General features: G+C 70.3%; 20 protein-coding genes and 1 pseudogene. 12 read left to right on the top strand and 9 right to left on the bottom strand.

The genetic code is table 11. The annotated features are described in order from the left end of the window. Positions 1 to 7 precede the first annotated feature (7 nt). Positions 8 to 1,252 (bottom strand): DUF2993 domain-containing protein, encoded by a 1,245-nt coding sequence (locus ACFYZZ_RS08930; RefSeq protein ID WP_389173073.1) that lies wholly within the window; start codon positions 1,250 to 1,252, stop codon positions 8 to 10. A gap of 395 nt (positions 1,253 to 1,647) precedes the next feature. On the opposite strand from ACFYZZ_RS08930, the gene ACFYZZ_RS08935 reads away from it, so the two are divergent. Further along, the gene (locus ACFYZZ_RS08935; RefSeq protein WP_389173075.1) at positions 1,648 to 2,223 is read left to right on the top strand and encodes a lamin tail domain-containing protein; all 576 of its coding nucleotides are present in this window, start codon (positions 1,648 to 1,650) and stop codon (positions 2,221 to 2,223) included. A 57-nt stretch (positions 2,224 to 2,280) separates the two neighbouring features. Here ACFYZZ_RS08935 and ACFYZZ_RS08940 read toward each other — a convergent pair whose 3' ends face one another. Beyond that, positions 2,281 to 4,587, bottom strand: coding sequence for a PAS domain S-box protein (locus ACFYZZ_RS08940; RefSeq protein WP_389173690.1), 2,307 nt, complete (start codon positions 4,585 to 4,587; stop codon positions 2,281 to 2,283). A gap of 337 nt (positions 4,588 to 4,924) precedes the next feature. After that, entirely contained in the window at positions 4,925 to 5,884 is a 960-nt protein-coding gene (locus ACFYZZ_RS08945; RefSeq protein ID WP_389173077.1) for a GlxA family transcriptional regulator, read from the bottom strand. Between the two features lie 115 nt (positions 5,885 to 5,999). Between ACFYZZ_RS08945 and ACFYZZ_RS08950 the strand changes: the two genes are divergently transcribed. From ACFYZZ_RS08950 to ACFYZZ_RS08960, 3 genes are all read left to right on the top strand, one after another. Further along, the gene (locus ACFYZZ_RS08950) at positions 6,000 to 6,299 is read left to right on the top strand and encodes a putative quinol monooxygenase (RefSeq protein WP_389173078.1); all 300 of its coding nucleotides are present in this window, start codon (positions 6,000 to 6,002) and stop codon (positions 6,297 to 6,299) included. Positions 6,300 to 6,359: 60 nt separating this feature from the next. Beyond that, positions 6,360 to 6,917: a PaaI family thioesterase gene (locus tag ACFYZZ_RS08955; protein ID WP_389173080.1), complete on the top strand. Its 558-nt coding sequence runs from the start codon at positions 6,360 to 6,362 to the stop codon at positions 6,915 to 6,917. 345 nt (positions 6,918 to 7,262) lie between these two features. Further along, entirely contained in the window at positions 7,263 to 8,474 is a 1,212-nt protein-coding gene (locus tag ACFYZZ_RS08960; RefSeq protein WP_389173082.1) for a S8 family serine peptidase, read from the top strand. A 114-nt stretch (positions 8,475 to 8,588) separates the two neighbouring features. Here the strand turns inward: ACFYZZ_RS08960 and ACFYZZ_RS08965 are convergent, their stop codons facing one another. Together ACFYZZ_RS08965 and ACFYZZ_RS08970 are read right to left on the bottom strand one after the other, a co-directional pair. After that, the gene (locus tag ACFYZZ_RS08965) at positions 8,589 to 10,607 is read right to left on the bottom strand and encodes a discoidin domain-containing protein (protein WP_389173692.1); all 2,019 of its coding nucleotides are present in this window, start codon (positions 10,605 to 10,607) and stop codon (positions 8,589 to 8,591) included. 275 nt (positions 10,608 to 10,882) lie between these two features. After that, positions 10,883 to 12,157: a PP2C family protein-serine/threonine phosphatase gene (locus tag ACFYZZ_RS08970; RefSeq protein WP_389173084.1), complete on the bottom strand. Its 1,275-nt coding sequence runs from the start codon at positions 12,155 to 12,157 to the stop codon at positions 10,883 to 10,885. A 163-nt stretch (positions 12,158 to 12,320) separates the two neighbouring features. Here ACFYZZ_RS08970 and ACFYZZ_RS08975 point away from each other — a divergent pair, with 163 nt between their 5' ends. The 6 genes from ACFYZZ_RS08975 (at position 12,321) to argF (ending at position 18,671) form a co-directional block, all read left to right on the top strand. Next, the gene (locus ACFYZZ_RS08975) at positions 12,321 to 14,507 is read left to right on the top strand and encodes an FUSC family protein (RefSeq protein WP_389173086.1); all 2,187 of its coding nucleotides are present in this window, start codon (positions 12,321 to 12,323) and stop codon (positions 14,505 to 14,507) included. Between the two features lie 68 nt (positions 14,508 to 14,575). Beyond that, a complete protein-coding gene (locus ACFYZZ_RS08980; protein ID WP_389173088.1) occupies positions 14,576 to 15,541 on the top strand; it encodes an NAD(P)H-dependent flavin oxidoreductase in 966 nt (321 codons plus the stop codon). Positions 15,542 to 15,762: 221 nt separating this feature from the next. Continuing rightward, the gene (gene msrA, locus ACFYZZ_RS08985; protein WP_389173090.1) at positions 15,763 to 16,269 is read left to right on the top strand and encodes a peptide-methionine (S)-S-oxide reductase MsrA; all 507 of its coding nucleotides are present in this window, start codon (positions 15,763 to 15,765) and stop codon (positions 16,267 to 16,269) included. 346 nt (positions 16,270 to 16,615) lie between these two features. Further along, positions 16,616 to 16,864, top strand: a complete 249-nt coding sequence (locus tag ACFYZZ_RS08990; protein WP_389173092.1) for a hypothetical protein — start codon at positions 16,616 to 16,618, stop codon at positions 16,862 to 16,864. A gap of 115 nt (positions 16,865 to 16,979) precedes the next feature. Next, positions 16,980 to 17,525 (top strand): HD domain-containing protein, encoded by a 546-nt coding sequence (locus ACFYZZ_RS08995; RefSeq protein WP_389173094.1) that lies wholly within the window; start codon positions 16,980 to 16,982, stop codon positions 17,523 to 17,525. A 189-nt stretch (positions 17,526 to 17,714) separates the two neighbouring features. After that, positions 17,715 to 18,671, top strand: coding sequence for an ornithine carbamoyltransferase (gene argF / locus ACFYZZ_RS09000; protein WP_389173096.1), 957 nt, complete (start codon positions 17,715 to 17,717; stop codon positions 18,669 to 18,671). A 313-nt stretch (positions 18,672 to 18,984) separates the two neighbouring features. Here argF and ACFYZZ_RS09005 read toward each other — a convergent pair whose 3' ends face one another. Together ACFYZZ_RS09005 and ACFYZZ_RS09010 are read right to left on the bottom strand one after the other, a co-directional pair. After that, entirely contained in the window at positions 18,985 to 19,245 is a 261-nt protein-coding gene (locus ACFYZZ_RS09005; protein ID WP_389173098.1) for a hypothetical protein, read from the bottom strand. An 88-nt stretch (positions 19,246 to 19,333) separates the two neighbouring features. Continuing rightward, positions 19,334 to 20,311: an asparaginase gene (locus tag ACFYZZ_RS09010; RefSeq protein WP_389173100.1), complete on the bottom strand. Its 978-nt coding sequence runs from the start codon at positions 20,309 to 20,311 to the stop codon at positions 19,334 to 19,336. A 440-nt stretch (positions 20,312 to 20,751) separates the two neighbouring features. On the opposite strand from ACFYZZ_RS09010, the gene denD reads away from it, so the two are divergent. After that, positions 20,752 to 21,762, top strand: coding sequence for a D-erythronate dehydrogenase (denD, locus tag ACFYZZ_RS09015; protein ID WP_389173101.1), 1,011 nt, complete (start codon positions 20,752 to 20,754; stop codon positions 21,760 to 21,762). Positions 21,763 to 21,802: 40 nt separating this feature from the next. Here denD and ACFYZZ_RS09020 read toward each other — a convergent pair whose 3' ends face one another. Further along, positions 21,803 to 21,985, bottom strand: coding sequence for a hypothetical protein (locus ACFYZZ_RS09020; protein ID WP_389173103.1), 183 nt, complete (start codon positions 21,983 to 21,985; stop codon positions 21,803 to 21,805). Between the two features lie 11 nt (positions 21,986 to 21,996). Between ACFYZZ_RS09020 and ACFYZZ_RS09025 the strand changes: the two are divergent. Continuing rightward, positions 21,997 to 22,260, top strand: a pseudogene (locus tag ACFYZZ_RS09025) (gfo/Idh/MocA family oxidoreductase); the annotation flags it as partial. Positions 22,261 to 22,307: 47 nt separating this feature from the next. Here the strand turns inward: ACFYZZ_RS09025 and ACFYZZ_RS09030 are convergent. Continuing rightward, positions 22,308 to 22,826 (bottom strand): hypothetical protein, encoded by a 519-nt coding sequence (locus tag ACFYZZ_RS09030; RefSeq protein ID WP_389173105.1) that lies wholly within the window; start codon positions 22,824 to 22,826, stop codon positions 22,308 to 22,310. Positions 22,827 to 22,892: the final 66 nt, after the last annotated feature.

Consider the following 22,892-nt stretch of genomic DNA (forward strand, 5'->3'; position numbering starts at 1 on the left):
CGGATGCTCAGTGCCCCAGGAGCAGCCCCGACCCCGTGACGTCGGCGTGGATGCCGTCCTTGTGCACCGTCACGCCCCGCAGGCGCAGGGCGCCCGAAGGCGGTTTCGGGAGCTGGAAGGAGAAGGAGAAGCGGTCGGCGATCTGCGGGCGGGTGAGCTTCGTCAGTGCGGTGAGGAGGGAGAGGTCGAGGCCCAGCCGCTTGAGGAGCCCCGGGTGGGCGAGCGCCACGTCCACGAGGTTCATCCGGGTCAGGTCGTGCAGGAAGCGCGGTGCGCCGGTGAGTTGATGGAGCCTGTCCTCGTCGTGCAGCGCGGCGCGCACCGCGCTGTCGGGGACGCCCAGGCGCCGCACGATCTCCGGGACGGCCAGAAAGGCCCTGATCTTCTCCGCCTCCCGGGTGAGCCGGCGTGCCGAGGCGCGGGTCAGGTGGAGGCCCTCGGCGGGGCCGGTGCCGGGCCGGTACGTCGCGAGGTCACCGATGTCGAGGCGCATGCCGCCCACGGAGGTGGCGATGCCGCGCTCCCCTTCGCGCCGGATGCGGACGTCGGCTCGTACCCGCAGATCGTTCCCCGCGACGCGCAGATCACCGTGCGCCCGGACACGGCCCGGCCCGCGGGCCGTGAAGGACACCTGGGAGGCACCGAGTTCGCGGTTCATGTCGGCGAAGGACAGCAGGACCCGACCGTGCACCTGCCGCACGAGTGCGCCGCGCACGGCGGTGGGTCCGTCGCCGTCGATACGTATGTCGCGTGCGGTGGCGGTGACCTGGGTGAGGGTGACCCGACGGGCCGGGACGCCGGGGACGGTGATCCGGACCGAGTCGAGGCGCTGTGCGGCCAGCTGGGTGAGGAAGGGGAAACCGCCGATCCGTACCTCGGGGGCGGCGGCGAGATGCAGTTGGTCCTTGAGCCGCTCCGAGGCCTTGTGCTCGGCATACAGCAGCGCCCAGCGGTCGGCGAGGGTGACGAGGCAGGCGAGGGTGAGCGCCCAGGCGAGGACTCTGACCACGGTGGGCAGGCCGGTGGCGCGGTTGCGGCGGCGGCTGCCGCGCCGGTGGTTGGGCGGTGCCCAGGGCTCCTCGGCGTCGTCGTCCTGCGAGGTCGGCGTGGTGTCGTCGGTGAGGAAGTCCTCCAGCGGATTGTCCGCCAGCGCGGCGAGTTCGTCGTACGGGTTGCGGCTGGATGGAACCCGCTCGGCGGAATGCCCGTCGGACTGGGCAGGTTGATGCGTCGGTATGTGGGGGGTACGCATCGGGAGATTTGATCATATAGTCCCACCGGACTTGCAAGTCCTACCTGAAGTAAGGCTCGAAATCAGCCACTTCACGGCCGACGGCCGGCGGTGTGCGCGTGGCAGACACCTGAGGGCTGTTGCTCACTTTCGGGTGACAGGCCGGTGTGCGCTCATGTGAGGAATGGCTTGAGAAGGCCATAAAAAGGGCATTCACCGCATAGATGGACTATACATATGAGTGTCACCAATATGTGTACGATCTGTAACACGCCTCGTGTGTGCCCTGCTTCTCTTGCCCGGGGCAGGAGGGTGTGGATGCGCGGCCGCACGGCCGCTCTTCACATGCCGCACCCCCGGTCCACGGCCCGATGCCGTGGAGCCCGGACGTGCCCACACCCTGCAAGGGGGACCCTGTGTCCGCTTCCGTTTCTGTGACCCCGCGTCGTCTGACTGCAGCTGCCGCCGTGGCGGCCGCCCTGGTCGGAGCGGTGGCGCTGCCCGCCTCCGCCGCCGACCGACCGAGCGCGTACCCGGACCGCGCTCAGGTGGTCATCGGTGACGTGCAGTCCAGCGTTCATGGCCGCTACGAGCGATCCAACCCGGCCCTCAACCGGGAGTGGGTCGACGTCACCAACCCCAGCAGTCGCAACGTGAACCTGAGCGGCTGGACCCTGTCCGACCGGGACGGCAACACCTACACCTTCCGCAACTACTGGCTGGGGAGCGGAGCAACCGTCCGCGTCCACACCGGTGTCGGCCGCGACAGCTCGACCGACGTCTACCAGGACCGCCACTACTCCGTGTGGAGCAAGGCCGACACCGCCACCTTGCGCAACGACCACGGCCGCATCGTCGACGTCTCGTCCTGGGGTGACGGCGGGCGTGACGACCATCGCGACTACCCGGGCCACGACCGTCACTACCGCGGTGACGGCGACCGTCACTACCGCGGCGACGACCGCAACCACCGCGGCGACCACCGCTTCTGACCGTCCCCGGGTGCCGACGCCCCTGCCTCGGCACCCGACAACCCCACGGTCTTGGGTCTACGGCCTTGTCGGCCGTGGGGCGACCGGCTGCCCCATCCGGAGGCTGAACCACGTCGTCTTGCCCTCGTCGGTCGGCCGGACTCCCCAGTCGTCGGCGAGGGCCCGTACGAGCTGCAGCCCCCGGCCGGACTCCTCCTCCTCGGCCGCGACCCGGGGCTGGGGCAACTGCGGGCTGGGGTCGCTGACCTCGACCGTCAGCTCGGTGTCCGTGTGGCGCACGCGCAGGCCGATCGGGCCCTGCGCGTGCTGCACCGCGTTGGTGAGGATCTCCGACAGCAGCAGACACGCGTCGTCCGCCCGCTCGACGAAGCCCCACGTGCAGAGGGTCGCGGCGAGGAATCCGCGACCGTCACGCACCGCGCGCGGCTCCGCGGACAGTTCGGCCCCCGCCGTGGCCAGCGGGGCGGCCGGCACCTGCGTGAGCAGCAATGTGACGTCGTCGTGCCCGTTCGCGTCGGGCAGCAGCGTCGTCAGTACGTGGTCGGCGGCGGCCTCCAGGTCGAGGCCGGAGCTGGCCAGCTTGTCCAGGGTGCCGATCAGCTCGGTGAGCTGGTCCTCGATGTCGGTCCCCGGGGTCTCGATGAGACCGTCGGTGTAGAGCACGAGGGTGGCGCCGCGTGCGATGGTCGTGGTCCGCTGCTCGTAGATCACACCGCCGACGCCGAGGGGCGCGTTCACCGGCGTGGGCAGGGTGCTGGCACCCTCGCCGGGGACGGCGACCAGGACCGGCAGATGCCCCGCGGAACAGATGACCACTTCGCCGGAGTCGGCGGCGACGACGAGATAGCAGCAGGTGACCAGCTGGTCGGGGACGTTCAGGTCGGCCACGACCGTGTCCAGTGCCTGCATCAGCTGACGGGGCCGCATACCCGTCTTGGCCAGCGCGTGCGCGGCGGACCGCAGCTGACCCATCACGGCGGCCGCCTCCAGGCCGCGACCCATCACGTCACCGATCAGCACCCCGACGCGGCCGGCACCCAGCGGGATCAGGTCGAACCAGTCACCGCCCACACCGGCTCCCTGGGTGGCAGGGAGGTAGCGGCTCGCGGTGACCAGGTCGGGTATCGCGGGCGGCGTACCCATCAGGCTGCGCTGCAGCGTCAGCGCGATGTGCCGCTGCTGCTCGTACAGTTCGGTCAGTTCCGCCTCGGCCCGTTTGCGGTCACTGATGTCGCGGACGATCGCACAGGCGCCGACGACCGTGCCGTCCGGGGACCGGGTCGGCCACAGGGTGACGTCGACGTCGAGCATCCCACCGGACCGGGTCACCCGCAGCGTCTCGAAGTGCTCGACCTTCTCGCCCCGCCGCAACCGGTCCATGAGCAGCACGATCTCCTCCTCCCGGTCGGGCGGGGCGAGGATCGACACGTGCTGTCCGACCGCCTCGGCGGCCGAGAACCCGTACAGCCGCTGGGCGGCGGCGTTCCAGTAGGTGATCCGGCCGTCGAGGGTCTTGGCGAGGATCGCGTCCTGGGAGGACTCGACCAGCGCGGCGAGTTCGTTGATGCGTTCTTCGGCGGCTTTGCGTTCGCTGACGTCGCGTACGGCGGCGGAGACGAGGAGTCCGTCGGCGGTTTCGAGGGGGCTGAGGCTGATCTCGACGGGGAATTCGGTGCCGTCCTTGCGGAGGCCGTAGAGGTCGAGTCCGGCGCCCATGGGGCGTACTTGCTGGTTGTGGGCGTAGCCGTTGCGGTGTTGGGTGTGGTGGGTGCGGAAGCGGCCGGGGACGAGGAGTTCGACGGGGTGGCCGAGGAGTTCCTCGCGTCGGTAGCCGAAGAGGGCTTCGGTCTGGGCGTTGACGAGCCTGATGGTGCCGGTGTCGTCGACGATGACCATCGCGTCCGGTGCCGCCTCCAGCAGTCCCCGGAAACGTTCCTCTGCGGCTTTGCGTTCGCTGACGTCGCGTACGGCGGCGGAGACGAGGAGTCCGTCGGCGGTTTCGAGGGGGCTGAGGCTGATCTCGACGGGGAATTCGCTGCCGTCCTTGCGGAGGCCGTAGAGGTCGAGTCCGGCGCCCATGGGGCGTACTTGCTGGTTGTGGGCGTAGCCGTTGCGGTGTTGGGTGTGGTGGGTGCGGAAGCGGCCGGGGACGAGGAGTTCGACGGGGTGGCCGAGGAGTTCCTCGCGTCGGTAGCCGAAGAGGGCCTCGGTCTGGGCGTTGACGAGCCTGATGATGCCGGTGTCGTCCACGATCACCATCGCGTCCGGTGCCGCCTCCAGCAGACCCCGGAACCGGTCCTCCTCATCCCGGGGCCCGCCCACGGGTGTGCCGCCGCCGCATCCGCATGTCGCCCGCTCCGCCATGTGGGTGGAACCGGGCGGCACCGCCTCGGTCAAGTCGCTCATGTCCATCCCCGATCCGCGGCTCACGATGAGTCGGCCATCCCAGCGCAATCCGGAGACATCCGCACGGACATGTCACCAAGTGGCCCACAACGGTTGAACATGGCGCACCAATTTTCCTCGGTGACTGATTGGGGTCCACGAGACTCCGTCTCGGTGGACTGCTGCGGAAGGCGGTGAGCTGGTGAGGGCACCTGGGCAGGCTTGGCCGGCGACCTCACCCGGCACGTCGGGAGTCTGCAGCGCTGGTTCGCCCACACGGCCTTCTGATCCGGAGTCAAGAGAGGTCCGGGGCTGCTCAGCGCGTGCGCAGCCCCGTCGTGGTGGCGCCGGTGCGATCGCGCAGCAGCGTGCGCAGGGTGGCTGCGTGCTCGTAGCCGACCTTGCGGGCGATGGTCTCCAGGGACAGATCGGTGGTCCGCAGCAGATGCGTCGCCTGCTCGACGCGCAGGTCCTGGACGAACCGCACCGGCGTGGTGTTCAGGACCCGGCGGACGGTGCGCTGGAGCGTGCGCTCACTGACACCCAGCGCGCGCGCCGCCTCGGCCAGGCTGTTCGGAGTGTCGAGGTGCCGGCGTGCCCACCGCTCGAACGCGGCGACCAGTGGATCGCTCTGCGCGAGGGCACTCGGGATCGTGTACGCGGACTGTGAGGGGCGCTCGTCGACGACCAGGTAGCGGGCGACCAGGTCGGCCAGGGCAGGACTGGCCATCCGGACGACGGCGAGGGCGAGGTCGACGTGCCCGAAGGCGGCCCCCGCCGTGGTCACCCCCTGCGATGTGGTGACCATGCTCGTCTCGTCGAGCGCGACGGCCGGATAGCGACGGCGGAAGACGGGCGCCAGCCACCACGTGGTCGTCGCCCGGTGGCCGTCCAGGATGCCAGACTCGGCCAGCAGGAAGGTGCCCGTACAGGCCGAGGCGACGGGTGCGCCCCGGCCGCGCCGGCCGGCGATCAGATCCCGTACGTCGGACAGATCGGGCCCCGCTACCCGCTCCAGGAGGGCGTCGGGCCGGCGCTCGGCGAGTGCGGGAACGAGCAGTAGATCCGCGGTATCCGCGCCGGCCGCGGGCTCGGTCGTGACGATGTGCCCGGCGCCGGTGCGCACCTGCGGACTGAAGCCGATCGTCGTCACGTTCCAGGCCGGTGGCGGCTGGGGGAGTTCGCCGCGCATCGCGTTGGCGGCCTCCAGGACGTCCAGCGCCGCACAGAGCCCCGAGTCGAACACGCCGTCGTAGACCAGCACCGAGACGTCCATGTCGGAAACGCTATCAGAGGAGTCGTTTCCGACACTGGGGCCGGAGGGCTCGCCGACCTAGCGTGAAGGGTGTGCCCCGGTGAGGGGACACACGACCGAGCCGAAGGAGCCCACCATGAACAAGATCGGTCTGCTGGCCCGTATCGAGGCCAAGCCGGAGCACGCCGACGAGATCGCCCGGATGCTGACCGAGGCCGTGAAGCTCGCCGAGGAGGAGCAGCGGACCCTCACCTGGTTCGCCTTCCGGGAGGACGCCACCACCTTCGGTGTCTTCGACACCTTCGAGAACGACGAGGACCGCGCCGAGCACCTGCGCGGACGGATCGCCGCCGCGCTCATGGGTGCCGCGGAGACGATGCTCGTCTCGGCCCCCGACATCCGGCCTGTCGACCTGCTCGCGGTCAAGCTGCCCTGACGGCCCCGCACGCCACACACCGCGCTCCCGACACCCGTAAGCACAGGAGATCCACCGATCATGACATCCATGACCCCCGCGCCGGCGACGGACACCGAGGCCCAGCGCGGCGCGGGGCCCACCGTCCGCTCCCGCACCCATACGTGGGCACCGCCCACCAGCTATGCCGACGGTGCCGGCCACTCTGGTCTGGAGGTGCTCGAGATGTGTGTCGAGGGCCGTCTTCCCCAGGCGCCGATCGGCGGGACGCTCGGATTCCGTCTCGTGGCGGTGGAGCAGGGCCGGGCGGTCTTCGAGGGTGAGCCCGGCGAGCACCTGCTCAACCCCATGGGCACGGTGCACGGCGGATTCCTCGCCACGCTCCTCGACTCGGCGCTCGGCAGCGCGGTGATGTCGACGCTCCCCGTGGGACGCGCGTACGCGACGATCCAGCTCGGAGTGCACATGGTGCGCCCCGTCTTCGCGGACACCCCGACCCTGCGCTGCGAGGGCACCGTGGTCCACGCGGGCCGCACGACCGCGACCGCCGAGGCCAGGATCATCGGCACCGCCGACGGCAAGCTCTACGCGCACGCCACCACCACCTGCGCGGTCTTCGCGCTGCCCGAGGGGGCCTGACCGGACCGGCCGAGGGCGGGCCCGCGCGTTTTTCACAGGGCGGGGCGATGGCGGATGTCCATCGCTCCGGCCTCCTCCTGCCGGCCTGCGTGAACGGTCGGTGAAGAGATCGGCACGGATAATTCTTGACCGATCCTTGGCGATTCAACCAGCGCAAAGGGCTGCACGTTTGCATTCGGGTTGCTTCGAACCTGCGTAAGCCCTGTGAAGATCGGCCGTCGGAGGGCCTCGGGGCTGCGACCAGGGGATTGATCTGACCGCGTCAAGTGGGCACTCTCGCTGAGCGCGAGCAGAACTTTGCCGCCTGAACGTCAATCCCCCCACACGCAAACGAGGAGACCCCTCTTGACGGCGCATCACAAACGCATAGGCAAGGCCAAGACCGTCACCGCGATCGCGGCCGTTGCAACCGTCGTAGGCGCGGCTGTGTACGTGTCCCCTGCCGCCCAGGCCGGACAGCCCGCGGAAGGCAAGGTCTACGGCCTGCACGCTGAAGGAGCCGTGTCCGGCAGCTTCGTCGTCCTTCTGGACCAGAAGGCTTCCGCTGCCGAGAAGAAGGACCTGGCCACGGAGTACGGCGGCAAGATCAGCCGTACCTTCGGTTCGGCGGTGAACGGTTTCTCCGCCGACAGCCTCACCGAGACGGAGGCCAAGCGCCTCGCCGCCGACCCCGCGGTCGCCACGGTGGTGCAGAACAAGAAGTTCCACATCGACGCCACCCAGGACACCCCGCCGTCCTGGGGCCTGGACCGCATCGACCAGACGGACACGGCCGGTGACAACAAGTACACCTACCCGGACAAGGCCGGGGAGGGTGTGACCGCGTACGTCATCGACACCGGCGTACGCATCAGCCACAAGGACTTCGGCGGCCGCGCGAGTTCCGGGTTCGACGCCGTCGACAACGACAACAACGCCGACGACGGCAACGGGCACGGCACCCACGTGGCCGGAACCATCGCCGGAACCGCCCACGGTGTCGCCAAGAAGGCCAAGATCGTCGCGGTCAGGGTGCTCGACAACAACGGCTCAGGAACCACCGAGCAGGTCGTCGCCGGCATCGACTGGGTGACCAAGAACCACCAGGGGCCCTCGGTGGCCAACATGAGCCTCGGCGGTGGCGCCGACCCCGCTCTCGACGAGGCGGTCAAGAAGGCCATCGCCTCGGGCGTCACGTTCGCCGTCGCCGCCGGCAACGAGTCGGCGGACGCGGGGCAGGGTTCACCGGCCCGGGTCCCCGAGGCCATCACGGTCGCCTCCAGCACGAAGGACGACGCCCAGTCGGACTTCTCCAACTTCGGCAAGATCGTGGACCTGTACGCGCCGGGCTCGGACATCACCTCCGACTGGAACGACAGCGACGAGGGGACCAAGACGATCTCCGGCACCTCCATGGCGACCCCGCACGTCACCGGAGCCGCCGCCGTCTACCTGGCCGGACACCCGGACGCCAAGCCCGACCAGGTCGCCTCCGCACTGGTCGGCGCGGCGACCAGTGACAAGATCACCAACCCGAGCAGCGGAACGCCCAACAAGCTGCTGAAGGTGACCGAGTAGGAACTGCTGTGCTGCGTCCTCGTGGACGACACGAGGACGTAGCCGCCCGACGGCGCCGCCGGCTCGTACAGCGGCGGCACCGTCGCGCGGTGGTCGGACTCGCCGGAGCCGTCGTCAGTCGCTGTGCACGCCGACCTCGTACAGCGAGTACCCCCACTTGGTCCCGCGTTCCGTGCCCACGACGCGGATGTACCGGGCCGGCGTTCCGGTGAAGCGTGCGGTGTCGAGGCCGCCGTCACCGGTGGTGGTCGACCAGGCGGTCTTCCAGTTCACGCCGTCCGTCGAGAGTTCGATACGGTACGACTTCCCGTACGCGCGCTCCCAGTCGAGCGTGACCCGTCCGACCCGGTGGGTCGAGCCCAGATCGATCCGCAGCCACTGGTCGTCGCTCCAGTCGCTGGCCCAGCGGGTGTCCCGGGTGCCGTCCACGGCGCGGCTCGACGCATAGCTGACGAACGGGTTCCACTCGGTCGAACTGGCCGTGGTCGAGGCCCCGTTGGCGAGATTGGCGCCCGCCTGGTGCCGCTCGGTCGCGCCCCAGGTGCCGAGGTAGGACTCGGCGCCCCGGAAGAGGTCGTTCACCACGCCCTGGCCGCCGACGAGCCTGATGTCCTCGATCCAGTCCGGGACGAGGCCGTAGTGCGCGGCACCGTCGGTGTTCAGGTCCCAGGTGCGTTCACCGGTGGTCTGCCGGTCGATGAGGGAGCCGCCGTCGACGCTGCGGAAGGGGTACGTGACCTTGTTGGGCGCATCGGCGCCCCGCGGTCCCGGCCAGCCGCCGACACCGTTCATGTCGGTGCCGTAGCCGTACCCGACACCGTACTTGTCCCGCAGCGCCTTGGTGCGGTTCGCCTCGGCCACGAATCCCTCGGAGCCGTGCATGTACTGGGCGATGAAGCCGCCGAGGCCGTAGACCCGTTCGGTCCAGTTCAGGTCCATCCAGCTGTGCGAGGAGATCACACCGGGGTAGGACTCGGACTCGAAGATGTCGAGCGCGCGGCCGACGGCCTTGACGCTCATGTGGTCGATCTCCAGCATCATCTTGCGCTTCATCATGCCGCGTACGGCGTACTCACCGAGGTCGGTGAGCCCACGGACGTTGCACTGCGCGTCCGAGGCGTACGACGGAACCGTCACGCCCGCCGGGAGTTTCGCCTCGGCCCCGGGCGCCGCGGCCGAGCCGATGGGGTTGTCGTGCTGCGGCCCCGCGCACTTCTCCGTCTTCCAGAAGGTGCCGGTCGACAGGAACTGCCCGACGTTGATGGCCGTTCCGAGCCCGCCCGAGTCGAAGCGGACTCCGCACAGCGCGTTGTCGAACTTGTGGCACAGGAACATGCTGCGCACACCCAGCGAGTACAGCTCGTCCAGGCCGGCGTCGATGTCCTTCTTGTCGCACTGCGCGACGTCCAGGATCTGCTTGCAGCCGAAGGGCTCGGAGGTCTCCACACCCAGGATGACCGCCAACTTGCCCTGCTTGATGACGTCACGGGCCTGCGCGCTGTCGGTGACGATCCGGAACCAGCCCTTGCCCGGACCTCCGTACATCTTGTCGACGTACGCCTGCAGGTCGTACGTCATCTTCGCCTGCAGCCGGAGCGACGTCATCTCGTCGCAGCTGCGGTCCTTGAAGAAGTACACCGAGCAGATCACGCCGTTGGTGACGAGGTCGTTGACCAGCACCCGCTGGCCGCCGCGCCAGGCCCGTTCCACCCACGCGTAGTAGTTCTGCTGGTGGGTCAGCGAGTCATGGGCGGGCCAGTCCTTGAACGTGGGCCAGCCGACCGGGTCGTGTCGGCCGTCACCGCCCTTGGTGATGAAGTCGAAGACGGCCAGCGAGCCGTCGGGGTAGTGCTCGGGGCAGTCCTTCAGCGCGTCGGCGATACCGGCCTCCGAGAACGTCTTGCCGCAGATCAGGCGCCCGCCGAAGGCCTCGTTGGCGAACAGGTGGTCGTGGGCGTCGACGAACCCGCGCACCTCGCCCTTGGAGTTGGTGCCGGTGAACGGCTCGCCGGTGACGTTGATCTGGGAGTCCGGCGAGGGCCGTGCCGTCGGGACCCACCACTCGTTCCCGGCTGCCGAACTCGGGGTGGGGCCGAGGAGAACGGCCAGTACGAGGAGGAGCAGTGACCCCATGGTGACGTTCTTGCGTCTGTAGTACCGGCGTCTGGATATGGCCACGGCCCACGTCCCTCGGTAGGCGGGATGCGCGGTCGACGGACGAGGACGTCCGGGGTTCGAAGACCCTTGCGCACACCGGTTTGTCATGCTCTTTGCAAAGTGCGCCCAAGGATCGCCAGTGCCGCCCGTGGAGTCAATACTCAATTACTGATGAGTATTGTTCAGCTTTCAATGGTCGGCCCATGCGGAATCGACCGAGTTGGAATTGCGGACTGACGACGGGGCGGGGCTCACAACGCGACGACGACCAGGGCGATGTCGTCCCGAGCACCATGGCTGACGCCGAGACGCGCGAGCAGGGTGTCGGCCAGGCGCTCGGGGCCGAGCCCCAGGCACTGGGCCAGGGCGTCGGCCAGGCGCTGCAGCCCGGTGTCGATGTCCTCGTCTCGGCGTTCGATGAGGCCGTCGGTGTAGAGGACGAGAACGTCGCCGCGGTGATATGCGGTACCGGCCTGGGGGCGCGGGACATGCGCCGGACGGGCCCCCAGGGGCGGATCTGTCGCACGGTCCAGCAGTTCGCAGGCGCCGTGGCGGTGCATCAGCACGGGAGGCGGATGGCCCGCGCTGGAGTAGACGATCAACTGTGAACGCGTGTCGACCAGGGCTGTCACGGCGGTGGCCGCCAGGGCACCGTCCACGGAGCGGGCGTACAGGCCCAGGATCTCCAGCGCCTGAGCGGGGCCCGCGACGGCCCGGCTGGCCGCGGACAGCGCGCTGCGCAGCATCCCCATGACGGTGGCGGCCTCCAGACCATGGCCGACCACGTCGCCGACGGCGACGGTGAAACGCCCGTCGGTCAGATCGGCGGTGTCGTACCAGTCGCCGCACACGTTCAGTGAGCCGATGGCGGGCAGATAGCGCACCGCCACATTCGAGTGCCGGGCCAGGTCCGGCGAGTGCAGCATGGCTTCCTGCAGCGTGATCGCCACCTGCCGCTCGCGCGCGTGCGCACGCCGCAGCTCATCGTTCAGACGTTCCAGTTCCTTGGCCCGGGCGTACAGCTCGGCCTCCATGCCCTCCGCCGGTCGGCCTTGAGGGGCGGTGCTGTCCCGCTGCCGCTGTCGGCGCTCACGGACGAAGGAGCTCACGTCCTCGACCCTGTGAATGATCCATGCGACTCGTCCGTCCGGCCCGACAACCGGGGTGTTGACCGTGGACCACCAGCGCTCCTCGAAGGCGTCCGGCTGCCCGGCGATGGGGATGTCGTACCGCTGAACCGCCATGGTGTCCGGTTTCCTCGTGGCCAGCACCCGCTCCAGCGAGGTGGAGAGGTTGAGGACTCCGTTGGCCTTGGCGTCGGCGGGGTTGTCGGGAAAGGCGTCGAAGAAGCGCTCCCCGAGTAGTTCCTGACTGGTGCGGCCGGTCGCCCGGCAGTAAGCCTCATTGACGCCGACGATCACGAGGGCGGGGCTGAGCACCAGATACGGACTGGGGGCGGCGGCGAACAGCGCGGCGTAGTCGACCTGATCCACGGTCGGCTGCCCGGTGCCGGCAGTGACGCCCATTTATTCAATGTACGAGGTCACCGCCGCGGCCGCCGCTCGCCACGTGGCCGTGGCTCTGCGGAGTCGGCAGTGTGGGTCGGCAGCGGGCACGGAGGTCGGCCGCCCAGGACAGGCTCTGGGTGCCGGGCGTCGCGTGGTGCGTGATCCTGTAGGGGTGTGTGGTGTGTCAGCCGGTTGGATCCCGGCAGCCTACGCCGCCCCGGGCCGCCGCGCGCTGCGCGTGACCGTGGTCGCCGCGGCCGGTTTCTACCTCTTCCGGTACGGCCTCGACAGCCCCGTCGCAGCCACCTACGCCCTCTTCGGCACCGTGGCGCTGGGCGGACTCTCCAAGATCCCCGGGACCGGGCGCCAGCGGGCCGCGGTGGTGCTGCACGCGCTGCCGGTGTGCTGGCTGCTGGTGGTGATCGGCACCTATCTGTCGGTGCGGACCTGGAGCGCCGTCACCGGCATGTTCGTGGTCGGCTTCGCGCTGGCCTTCTCCGCCGTGGGCGGACCGCGACCGGCAGGAGCGGCGCCTGGCCTGCAACTCCTCTACATCCTGCCGTCCTTCCCGCCGTACGATCCGGCCTCCCTCGGCGAGCGGCTGATCGGCACGACGACCGGGCTGACCCTGCTCATCGCCGCCGAGGCGCTGATCCTCCCGGTGCCCGCTCCGCCGACCTACCAGGAGCGGGCGGCACAGGCAGCGCACACCGCCGCACGCTGCACGGCCCTCCTCGCCGCTCCTCCTTATGCCCTGACCGGTGCGGACATCCGCGCCATCCACGAGGCCGGCCATGCACTGCGGTCCGTGACCGTGCCGGAGGCGGAGCGCCCGGCGGGACCAGGGATGCGCGACCGCGCCCTCACTCACACCGGTCTGGCCACCCGCACCCTGCTCAACCGACTGACGCAACTGCCCGTGACGCCGGGCGACCCTCCGGGCCCAGCCGTGATCGCCGTACTCAACGCGGTCGCGCGACTGGCCACAGCAACCGAAAGCTGCCTGAGGGCGGGCACGTCGCCCGAGGCGCCGTACCAGGAACTGGTCACTGCCCGCGCACGTCTGGCGGCCTCGTCCGCGACGGCTCCCGCCTCCACCGACGGGGCCGGTCCCGGAGTGGACTTCCCGCCCGCCGAACTGCGCCGGCACGCCGCCGTACTGGAGATCGCCGACGCCGCGCTGACCATGGCCACGGCGGCCGATCTCGCCGTACGAGGCAGGCAGGCCTCGGTGGAGGCGGCGGCGGGGCGCTTCTGGTACGCCTCGGTCTGGGCCCCGTCACTGTGGTGGCACCGGATCCGGGGCCACGCCGAGCGCCGGTCGGTGTTCTTCCAGAACGCGGTGCGCATCGCCATGGCTCTGACGGCGGCCCGGCTGGTGGCCGGGGTGGACACGCTGCCCCACGGGTTCTGGGCCATGCTGGCCACGCTCACCCTCACCCGGACCACCATGGACGAGACCTGGAGCACCATCCGCCTGGCTCTCGCCGGCACGCTGGCCGGCGCCCTGGTGACCGCCGGGACACTGGTCCTGGTGGGTGCCGACACCACGGTGTACGCGGTCCTCCTGCCGCTGGGGATGCTGGTCGCCTTCACGGTCGGGCCGGTCAAGGGTGTCGGTTGGGCGCAGGGGATGTTCACCGTGCTCGTGGCCCTCGTCTTCGCCCAGCTGGCGCCGCCGACGTGGCAGCTGGCGGAGGTCCGGATGCTGGACGTCCTCGTCGGCAGCGCCATCGGCGCGGTCTTCGGCCTGCTGGCCTGGCCCCGCGGTGCCCACGACGAACTGTGCCGCGCGGTGGCGGGGCTCCTGCGCCGCGCAGCCGAGATCGTGGTGGCGACCAGCGCCTCGGTGGCCGGAGGCGGGGCGACGGCCGCGCCGCCCGCGGCGACCGGCCACCGGTCACTCCAGCACGCGGTCATCCTCGCGGAGTCCGCCTACGCGCAGTTCCAGAGCGAGCCGACACCCTTCGGCGGGCGGCGGCGCGGGGTGGCGTTGCCCGAAGTGGACTGGCAGGCCACGCTGATGGCCGGTCACCACACCCTGTGGGGCTCGGAGCGGCTCCTGGAGCCGCCGCTCACCGGCCTGGGGCCGGCGGCAGCCGAGTCCGCCGACGGGCTGGGCGACCGGGTGGCCGGACGCATGCTGCTCGTCTCGGCAGCGCTGGACCCCGGCGGTGACACCCCGACCGCACCACTGCCACCGCTCGACCCGGCGCTGGCGGGATTCGCCACGGAGCCGCCCGGCGCGCCGCGGCTGTACTACTCCACCGTGTCCTGGCTGGGCTCGCTGATGACGGATCTGTCGCGGATCGCACGAGGTGGGCCGGGACCGGAGCACAGCGACGACGTGACCACGATCGGCAGCTGATTGCAGGGCTGGGTCGAGGGAGTCGAATTCGCTGCAACCCGCACGACAGGTAGGTGAGGATTGCCGTCATGGGATTGGCGACGGCGTTCACGGATCTGTTCGGTGTGGAGCATCCGATTGCCCTGGCTCCGATGGGTGGGTCGGCCGGTGGTGCCCTGACCGGGGCGGTCTCCCGTGGCGGTGGGCTTGGTCTGCTGGGCAGCGGGAACGGCGACCAGGAGTGGCTGAGCCGCGAGCTGCCCGTCCTGGTGGGCGAGAGCGCGGGGAAACCTTGGGGCATCGGCTTTCAGGCCTGGGCGATCGACGACGGTGTGGTCGCGCGGGCGCTGGAGCACGAGCCGGCGGCGTTGATGTTGTCCTTCGGTGACCCCAGTCCGTTCGTGGAGCGCATCCGCAGCGCGGGCACACCACTGATCCTCCAGGTCACCGACCTCGAAGAGGCCCGACGGGCGGTGGATCTGGGCGCCGATGTGATCGTGGCGCAGGGCACCGAAGCCGGTGGGCACGGAGCCCGGCACGGGCGGTCCACACTGCCGTTCGTGCCCGTCGTGGTGGACCTGGCGGCACCGGTGCCCGTGCTGGCGGCCGGCGGAATCGCGGACGGCCGCGGCGTGGCGGCCGCCCTGGCACTGGGGGCTGCCGGAGCACTGCTCGGCACCCGCTTCCAAGCCACGACCGAGGCCCTGGTCGCCCCCGCGACGGCCAAGGCGATCGTCGAGGGACGCGGAGAGGACACAGAGCGCAACAGGGTGCTGGACATCGCCCGCGGCTCGCGGTGGCCGGCCCGGTACACCGCGCGCACCCTTGGTCATCCGTTCCTCGACGGATGGCGGGGCCGGGAGGACACACTCGCCGCTGACCCGCATGCCCAGCAGGCGTACCAGGACGCCGTGGCAGCAGGGGAGATCCCCGCGCTGCCGCAGTGGGCCGGCGAGGGCGTCGACCTCATCAACGATCTGCCGTCCGCAGCCGATCTGGTCGCCACCCTGGCCGCCGAGGCCGAGGCCGCGCTGGCCCGAGCCGGCAGACGCTGACCGCGATCGCGAGGATGACCGCAGGGCAGTAACGATCACGGCTGGACAGCAGCGATCGCGGTCGGACAGCAGACCCGTCACGGTCATGGCCCCTCCCGGCCGCTGTCGCACGGCGGCCACTCGATCAAGGTTTCAATGTCCGAGCAAGTAAGCTGGATGAACGTGAGAACCGGCACGTCAAAGACCGTGCCGGAGCGCGGCTCGACACGAGGGAGCGACCGATGACAGTGGGAACCGAGCGAGCCGTACTGGCGGGCGGTTGTTTCTGGGGCATGCAGGACCTGATCCGCAAGCAGCCGGGCGTGAAGTCCACCCGCGTCGGGTACAGCGGGGGTGACACGCCGAACGCCACGTACCGTAACCACGGCGACCACGCCGAGGCCATCGAGATCCTCTTCGATCCCACGGCCACGAGCTACCGCGACATCCTGGAGTTCTTCTTCCAGATCCACGATCCGACCACGCGGGACCGCCAGGGCAACGACCTCGGGCGTAGCTACCGGTCCGCCATCTACTACACCGACGAGGAACAGCACCGCGTCGCCGTGGACACGATCGCAGACGTCGAGGCGAGCGGGCTGTGGCCGGGGAAGGTGGTCACGGAGGTCGAGCCCGTGGGCGACTTCTGGGAGGCCGAGCCCGAGCACCAGGACTACCTGGAGCGCTATCCGAACGGCTACACCTGCCACTTCCCGCGCCCGAACTGGAAGCTGCCGCGCCGATCCTAGTCCCGGACGAGCTGAGTCGCCGACCGCGCCGAGCCGTCGGGTGGGGCGCGCGGGCCGTGCAGGGGAATTGGGGTTCGGCAGGCAGAAGGCGCAGGAGCCACCGAGGTTCATCCGCCTGGCCTGCCGTCCGCCCCGAGCAGACCTTCTTCGAGGATCCGGGCGCGCGACGCCTGCTGTGCTACGTGGAACCGGCCGTGGAGGTCGGCGGAGAGCGGCGGCACATCGTGCGTGACGGGGTGGGGCAGGCCGTCGGCACCCTGGTGCGCGTACCGCCGAAGCGCCGTCCGTTCAAGCACTCCTGGCGCATCGAGCAGCCCGGCCAACCGGAGGTCTTGGGCCGCAGCGAGTGGGCCGGCGCGGGGATGCCAAGGAGATCACCGGACGTCTGGTCGAGAAGCTCATCGGGGGAGTCCTGGACGCGATCGCGGACCTGGGGGCCGACGGCGGTGATCAGCGTTCCAGGGCACGGGCGCTGGAGTGGCGGGCCGAGGACAACATTGTCATGGTCTCGGAGGGGAGCGAGCAGGTGACCGTGCGGGCGGGCTGGGTCGACCGCCGTTTCGCCTTCGCGTTCGCGCTCGTCGGCGACGACTGAGACACGACACGTCAGGACGGCGTCGTCGGCACGCACGCGGGTTCATCGGGCGCCGCGCAAGCGGAGTACAACCTGCCGTCACCTGCCGTACGTCCCACTGCGGCAGTGTCGCCCCGTGACGTACGACCCGATACCGACCGTGGACGCGCTCATGGCTCTGCTGGCCGATTGCGCGGACGTCTGGGACACCCCGGACCGTTCCGGCGACCCGGTGGACATCCTCGACCACGGCCTCCAGGTCGCCGCCGTGCTGGCCGAGCGCCACCCGGACGACGAGGAACTTCAGGTGGCCGGACTGGTCCACGACATCGGCCACTACCTCGCGCCCGGCGACGAAGCGGGGCACGGCGCACACGCCGCGACGGCGGTGCGGGGCCTGCTGGGACCCCGGGTCGCCCGCCTGGTCGCCCTGCACGTCCCGGCCAAGCGCTACCTCGCCGCCGCCGACCCACACCTCGCGCTCTCCCCGGAGAGCGCACGGACCCTAGGCTGCCAGGGCGGTCCCATGACTCCGCCGGAAGCGAGCGCCTTCGAGACCGACCCCGACTTCTCCGGGGCGATCGCGCTGCGCCGCGCCGACGACGCCGGCAAGGTGGTGGGCCTGCGAGTGGCGGCTCTGGAGTCCTGGCGCCCCGTCGTGCAGCGCGTCGCCGCCGGTTGAGCAACCGGCCCGCCGGTGCCTGCCTGATGGCGACCAGGGTTGGGCGACAGTTCACCCGTCGGAAGGTGCCGGTGTGCGCCGATGGCAGCCGCCGATCACACTGGCGACAAAGAGCCCCGACCGCGTGAACGGAGCGGGAGAGCCACGATGACCCAGCCGATCCCCACCTGTGAGGCCAACCGTCCGGCTGTGAATGGCAAAGTCCCCGATGATCTGCTGCGGGTGAGCGACCTCGACCCACAGACCCTGGTGGGGCTGCTGGACCTGGCGGAGGGCATGAAGCGGGAGCCGCTGGGGTGGGAGCGCGATCTGCGAGGGGGCGCCATCGGGTGCATCTTCGAGAAGCCGTCCACACGGACCCGGGTGTCCCTGGCCACGGCTGCCCAGCGCCTCGGCATGGCGGCCATCGTGCTGAACCGTGAGGACCTGCAGTTCGGCCACGGCGAGACGGCCGGCGACACCGCCCGCGTCCTGTCGTCCTACCTCGACGCGATCACGGTGCGCACCTTCGACCACGCCACGGTGGAGCAGATGGCCGACGCCTCGACGGTGCCGGTCATCAATGCCCTGTCCAACACCCACCACCCGTGCCAGTCCCTCGCCGACCTCCTCGCGCTGCGCGAGCACTTCGGCACCCTGGCCGGCATGACCGCCGCCTTCATCGGGGACGGCACGAGTAATACGTGCAACTCGTTCCTCGCGGCGTGCGCGGCCTCCGGCATGCACCTCGTCGTCGCTACTCCGCCCGGCTACGAGACCGAGGAGGACATCCTCGGCGAGGCCCGTGAGCTGATGGCGCAGACCGGCGGTTCCGTCACGCTCACCGCCGAGCCGATCGAGGCTGTCGGCGCCGCGCAGGCCGTCTACGCCGAGGTGTGGGTGCCCATGGACAGACACCACGAACGCGCCGAAAGGACCGAACAGCTGGCCGCCTACCGGGTCGACGACGCCCTGCTCTCCCATGCGCCGCGCGATGCCGTGGCCATGCACTGCCTGCCGGCCGTCCGCGGGCAGGAGATCGCCTCAGAGGTGCTCGACGGCCCCCGATCCCTGGTCTGGCGCCAGGCGGCGAACCGGCTTCCCACGGCCCAGGCGATGCTGCACACCCTCATCAACACCGCCCGCCGACGCAGACGTACCACCTGACGGAACAGGTTCACTGGTCTCCGCACAGGCGAAGGGCTTCTCGCTGAGCCGATCAGTAAGCCCCGGGGTCGAGTTCCTGCCGGACGGCCTGCCCCGCTGCACGGTGCTCGGCGGCCCCGCCCGGATCAGTCCCGTCGAGGACGATCGCGATGCCTTCGTGGGCCAGCGCTTCCTTGAGAGACCACGCCTGGTTGTGCAGGTGCCCGTCGTCGCGGGCCAGCGCCAGTGCATGGCGCAGGTGTTCAGCCGCCTCGTCCGGTTCCTCGTGGGCGATGGCGACGCCGAGCGTGATCCGGGCCGTCAGAGCGGGCGGTCACGCCGGGTCGGTGTGTGGAACGCCGAGCACCTCCCGGGCCCGCTGCGCCGCCTCCTCGCGGTGCCCCAGCTGCGGCATCGCCCAGGCCTCCGACACGGCAGCGTGGGCCACGCCCGCCGGACTTCCGGCCTGCTCGTACAACTTTCCTGCCGGCCGGAAGAGTTCGAGCGACTCCTCGACGTGCCCCGCATCCCAGCTCAGATGGCCGCGGCGCATGGCCAGTTCGGCGTCCACCTGCGCGTCCTGCGCCTCGGACAACCGGAGCAGAGCGGTTCGATGAGGAGTGATGACGGGCGATGACGGGCGATGACGGGCGACGAGAGGCTTCTCCCTCAGCGCCTACGCCTCAGAACACGGCCCGTACCTCTCCCACCTCCAGCCCTCCGCCCAGCAACGGCATACGGCCGACGCGGTCGATCACGGGCGAGGTCAGGCCGGTCAGACGAAGCGCGCGGGCCAGGACCGGCCCCAGGGCCCGGGCGCCACCGTCCTCTATCTTGAGGGCCAGGGCGCGGCCGTCGGGCAGGGCGACGGCCTGCACGGCCTCGGCGCCCACCTTCGACAGGGCGCCCGGTATCCCCCGCATGAGCCAGGTGTCGTGGCGGCGGGTTCCGGCGACGTACTCGGGGTGGGCGCGCATGGCGTCGGCGACCCGCCGCTCGGGTGTGCCGGGCGCGGCCAGGACGAAGGAGCGGAAGGCCCGGGCAAGCCCGGTCAGACTGATCGCCATCAGCGGCGCCCCGCAGCCGTCCGTGCCGACGGCGGCCACCGGCTCGCCGGCCGCCTCCTCCACCACGGTGCGGATGAGCTGCTGGAGCGGGTGGTCGGAGTCGAGGTACGAGTCCAGCGGCCAGTTCCGCAGTGCGGCGGCCGCCAGCATCGCCGTGTGCTTGCCGGAGCAGTTCATGGCCACCCGGTCGCGGCGTGCGCCCGCTGCCAGGTAGGCCTCCTGCTCCTCCTGGTCCAGGGGGAGGGACGGCGGGCACTGCAGGTGTTCAGGGCTCAGTCCGTGTTCGTCGAGCATCGTGCGCACCAGGTCGCGGTGGAAGGCCTCACCGGAGTGGCTCGCGGCCGCCAGCGCCAGCCGCTCGCCCGCGAGGTCCAGGCCGGCCCGTAGCACACCGGCCGCCTGCATCGGCTTGTTGGAGGAGCGCGGGAAGACGGGGGACGTCACTCCACCGAGTGCCAGTTCCACCGAGCCGTCCGCGGCGAGCAGCACCAGGCTGCCCCGGTGCCGCCCCTCGACGAATCCGGAACGGACGACCTCGGCGAGGACCGGGGTGGCGACGATGGCGGCGGCAGTGGCCATGGCGGGCTGGGGCATCGGCGGTGACCTTCCGTACGCGGAGGGAGCCGACCTGCCCGACCGGCCCCCGGGATCGCCGGAGCCGCCGGTCATGAGCAGGTGGTCCACCTGGGTTTGCGCGTCACAGTACCGCCGGGCGAACGCGGCGCCGCAGCCGTCCGCCGGCCACTCAAGCCGCAGCCGTCCGCCGTGCCCGGGGGCTGCTGCCGACGCCACATGGGGCCTGCCAGGGGCCTGCCGACAACTTCCTTTCATGTCACATGAGTTCGTCTCTACCATGGTGTTGGGCAAGCGACGGGGAGCAGCGTGTCGGCCATTGCCTGCGGTCCTGGTCGGGGGAGTGCTCGTTACGGTGAGTGCTCTGCTGACCGGCGCGCGCTCCGGCTCCCTGTACGGCCACGCGGGGTGACGCTGCATTGGACAGTGCCACGCCCCGCACGCACGCGAGGAGAAGACAAGTGAGGGTCGTCATCACGGGCGCCTTCGGCTTCCTGGGACGCCGGCTGGTCGCCACACTGCTGCAGACACGCACGTTTCGTGGCGCACCGATAACCCGACTGGTGCTTGCCGATCGCGTCGTGCAGCCCGACTTCCCGGCGGCGACGGACCCGCTCGTGGACGTCGTACACGGCGACCTGATCGACCGCCTCGACGACCTGTTTGCCGAGCCGGTCGATGTGCTGTTTCATCTCGCCGCCGCGGTGTCGGCCGAGTGCGAGGCCGACTTCGGCCTCGGCATGCGCGCCAATGTGGACACCACCCGCGCCCTCCTCGACGCTGCCCGTGCCCAGGCGGCCGCCGACGGGCCGACGCCCCGCGTGGTGTTCGCCAGCAGCCTCGCCGTCTACGGTTCGAGTCCTGAGCTGCCCCTGCCTCCGGTGGTCAGCGAGGCGTCCATGCCCATGCCGCAGTCGAGTTACGGAACCCAGAAACTCATCTGCGAGCATCTGATCGCGGACTACACGCGCCGTGGCTTCCTCGACGGACGCGTCGCCCGCCTGATGACCGTCGCGGTGCGGCCGGGCCGCCCGAACGCGGCCGCCTCCGGCTTCCTCTCCGGCATCGTCCGCGAACCGCTCGCCGGACTCCCGGCGACCTGCCCGGTACGGCCCGACCTGCGCGTGGCCCTCGCCTCACCGCGACGGACCATCCAGGGAATCCTCCGCATCGCGGAGGCCGAGCGCGGCGTCGGGCCGGGTCGGCTCGAAGGCCAAGCGCCTGTCAACCTTCCCGCGCTCACGGTCACGGTCGCCGAGATGCTCGCCACGCTGCGGAAGGTGGCCGGCGATACCGTCGCCGACCTGGTGACCCTGGCTCCTGACCCAGCCATCGAGGCCATCGTTGCCTCGTGGCCCGCCGTCTTCGACAACAGACGCGCTGCCGCACTCGGTCTGGAGCCCGACCTGAGCTTCCTGTCGGTCGTGCAGGACTACGTCGCCGATCACCCCGACGCAGTCCAGGGCGGCTGAGTTCGGGCTGACACCAACAGCCGGACCCGGACGACCCGCTTCAGTCGAGGAGCATCAGGGCGTTGCGGGCGTCGCATCGGCCGGGTGCGTCCTGGTCGGCCGTGCGTGCGGTGAGGACGGAGGAGCCGATGGTCGGGTGCAGTCCGAGGCGGCGCAGGGTCTGGTGCACTGAGTCGGTCTCCAGGTCGGCGGTGACCAGCGCGTCGAGGGTGGCGGGGAACACCGCTTGTTCGAAAGCACGTCCTCACCGAGAAGCCGTCCGCGAGCAACGCCGAGGAGGCGACCGAGGCCCGCGAGGCCGCTGCCAAGTCCGGCACCGTGTTCATGGAGGGCTTCCACTACCTGTTCCACCCGGTCAGCCGGCGCCTGCACGAGCTGCTGGACAGCGGGGAACTGGGCGATCTCCGGCACGTCGAGGCCATGGTCGCCACCTCGGGAGTCGACGAGTGGCTTTATGCCGACCTGGAGTTCCCGGGCGGCGCCACCGGCACCGCCCGCTGAGCGCACCGAGAAAGTCGGCCGCAGGTCGTCGTTCTGCTGCCTGATCACTTACCGACTGCTGGGAAGGCCACATCGTGTTGGCGTTCACACTTGTCGTGCTGGAGGTGCAGTCGGCGGAGGTCTTGCAGTGCAGCGACGGGAAAGGGGTGTCGCATCCACTCCGCCAGGTAACCCTCCTCACCGTGAAGCCGCAGTACTGACTGAGCAGCCTCCAAGACGGCGTGAGCGAGGACGGTTCGGGGGTGCGTGGAACCCCAGACGAGCGTGCCGTCCTGGTCGGGCAGATCGAAGGCCGACGACATGTCAGGAAAGCGGTAGATCGCCATGTCAACGTCCACACCGCTGCCGCGCAGTACCCACCTCACTTCGGCCGGCTCAAGATCGAAGGAGAAGCGCTGGACAGCAGTGGGACCGTAGAGACCGGCCACACCGTGAAGCACGTCGGCAAGGGCGTCCGTGCAGTAGCTGACGACGTCCTTCCGGTTCGCGAAGTCGTCTTTGATGCGGCAGGTTGCCCAACCACTGCCTCTCAGTTCCCAACTGAACTGGAGACCGCTCGTCATCCCGCCCCTCCTGGTGATCGCCTCCGGAGACGGTACAGCGCACAGACAGATGGAGAGTTCCCACCC

This window comes from Streptomyces sp. NPDC001816 (assembly GCF_042892235.1).
Lineage (GTDB): Bacteria > Actinomycetota > Actinomycetes > Streptomycetales > Streptomycetaceae > Streptomyces.

Excerpts from the sequence above, each read along its gene's own strand:
- ACFYZZ_RS08930 (WP_389173073.1), bottom strand. The coding sequence starts at position 1,252 with ATGCGTACCCCCCACATACCGACGCATCAACCTGCCCAGTCCGACGGG.
- ACFYZZ_RS08940 (WP_389173690.1), bottom strand. The coding sequence starts at position 4,587 with ATGGCGGAGCGGGCGACATGCGGATGCGGCGGCGGCACACCCGTGGGC.
- ACFYZZ_RS08945 (WP_389173077.1), bottom strand. The coding sequence starts at position 5,884 with ATGGACGTCTCGGTGCTGGTCTACGACGGCGTGTTCGACTCGGGGCTC.
- ACFYZZ_RS08950 (WP_389173078.1), top strand. The coding sequence starts at position 6,000 with ATGAACAAGATCGGTCTGCTGGCCCGTATCGAGGCCAAGCCGGAGCAC.
- ACFYZZ_RS08955 (WP_389173080.1), top strand. The coding sequence starts at position 6,360 with ATGACATCCATGACCCCCGCGCCGGCGACGGACACCGAGGCCCAGCGC.
- ACFYZZ_RS08965 (WP_389173692.1), bottom strand. The coding sequence starts at position 10,607 with ATGGGGTCACTGCTCCTCCTCGTACTGGCCGTTCTCCTCGGCCCCACC.
- ACFYZZ_RS08970 (WP_389173084.1), bottom strand. The coding sequence starts at position 12,157 with ATGGGCGTCACTGCCGGCACCGGGCAGCCGACCGTGGATCAGGTCGAC.
- ACFYZZ_RS08980 (WP_389173088.1), top strand. The coding sequence starts at position 14,576 with ATGGGATTGGCGACGGCGTTCACGGATCTGTTCGGTGTGGAGCATCCG.
- msrA (WP_389173090.1), top strand. The coding sequence starts at position 15,763 with ATGACAGTGGGAACCGAGCGAGCCGTACTGGCGGGCGGTTGTTTCTGG.
- ACFYZZ_RS09010 (WP_389173100.1), bottom strand. The coding sequence starts at position 20,311 with ATGCCCCAGCCCGCCATGGCCACTGCCGCCGCCATCGTCGCCACCCCG.
- ACFYZZ_RS09030 (WP_389173105.1), bottom strand. The coding sequence starts at position 22,826 with ATGACGAGCGGTCTCCAGTTCAGTTGGGAACTGAGAGGCAGTGGTTGG.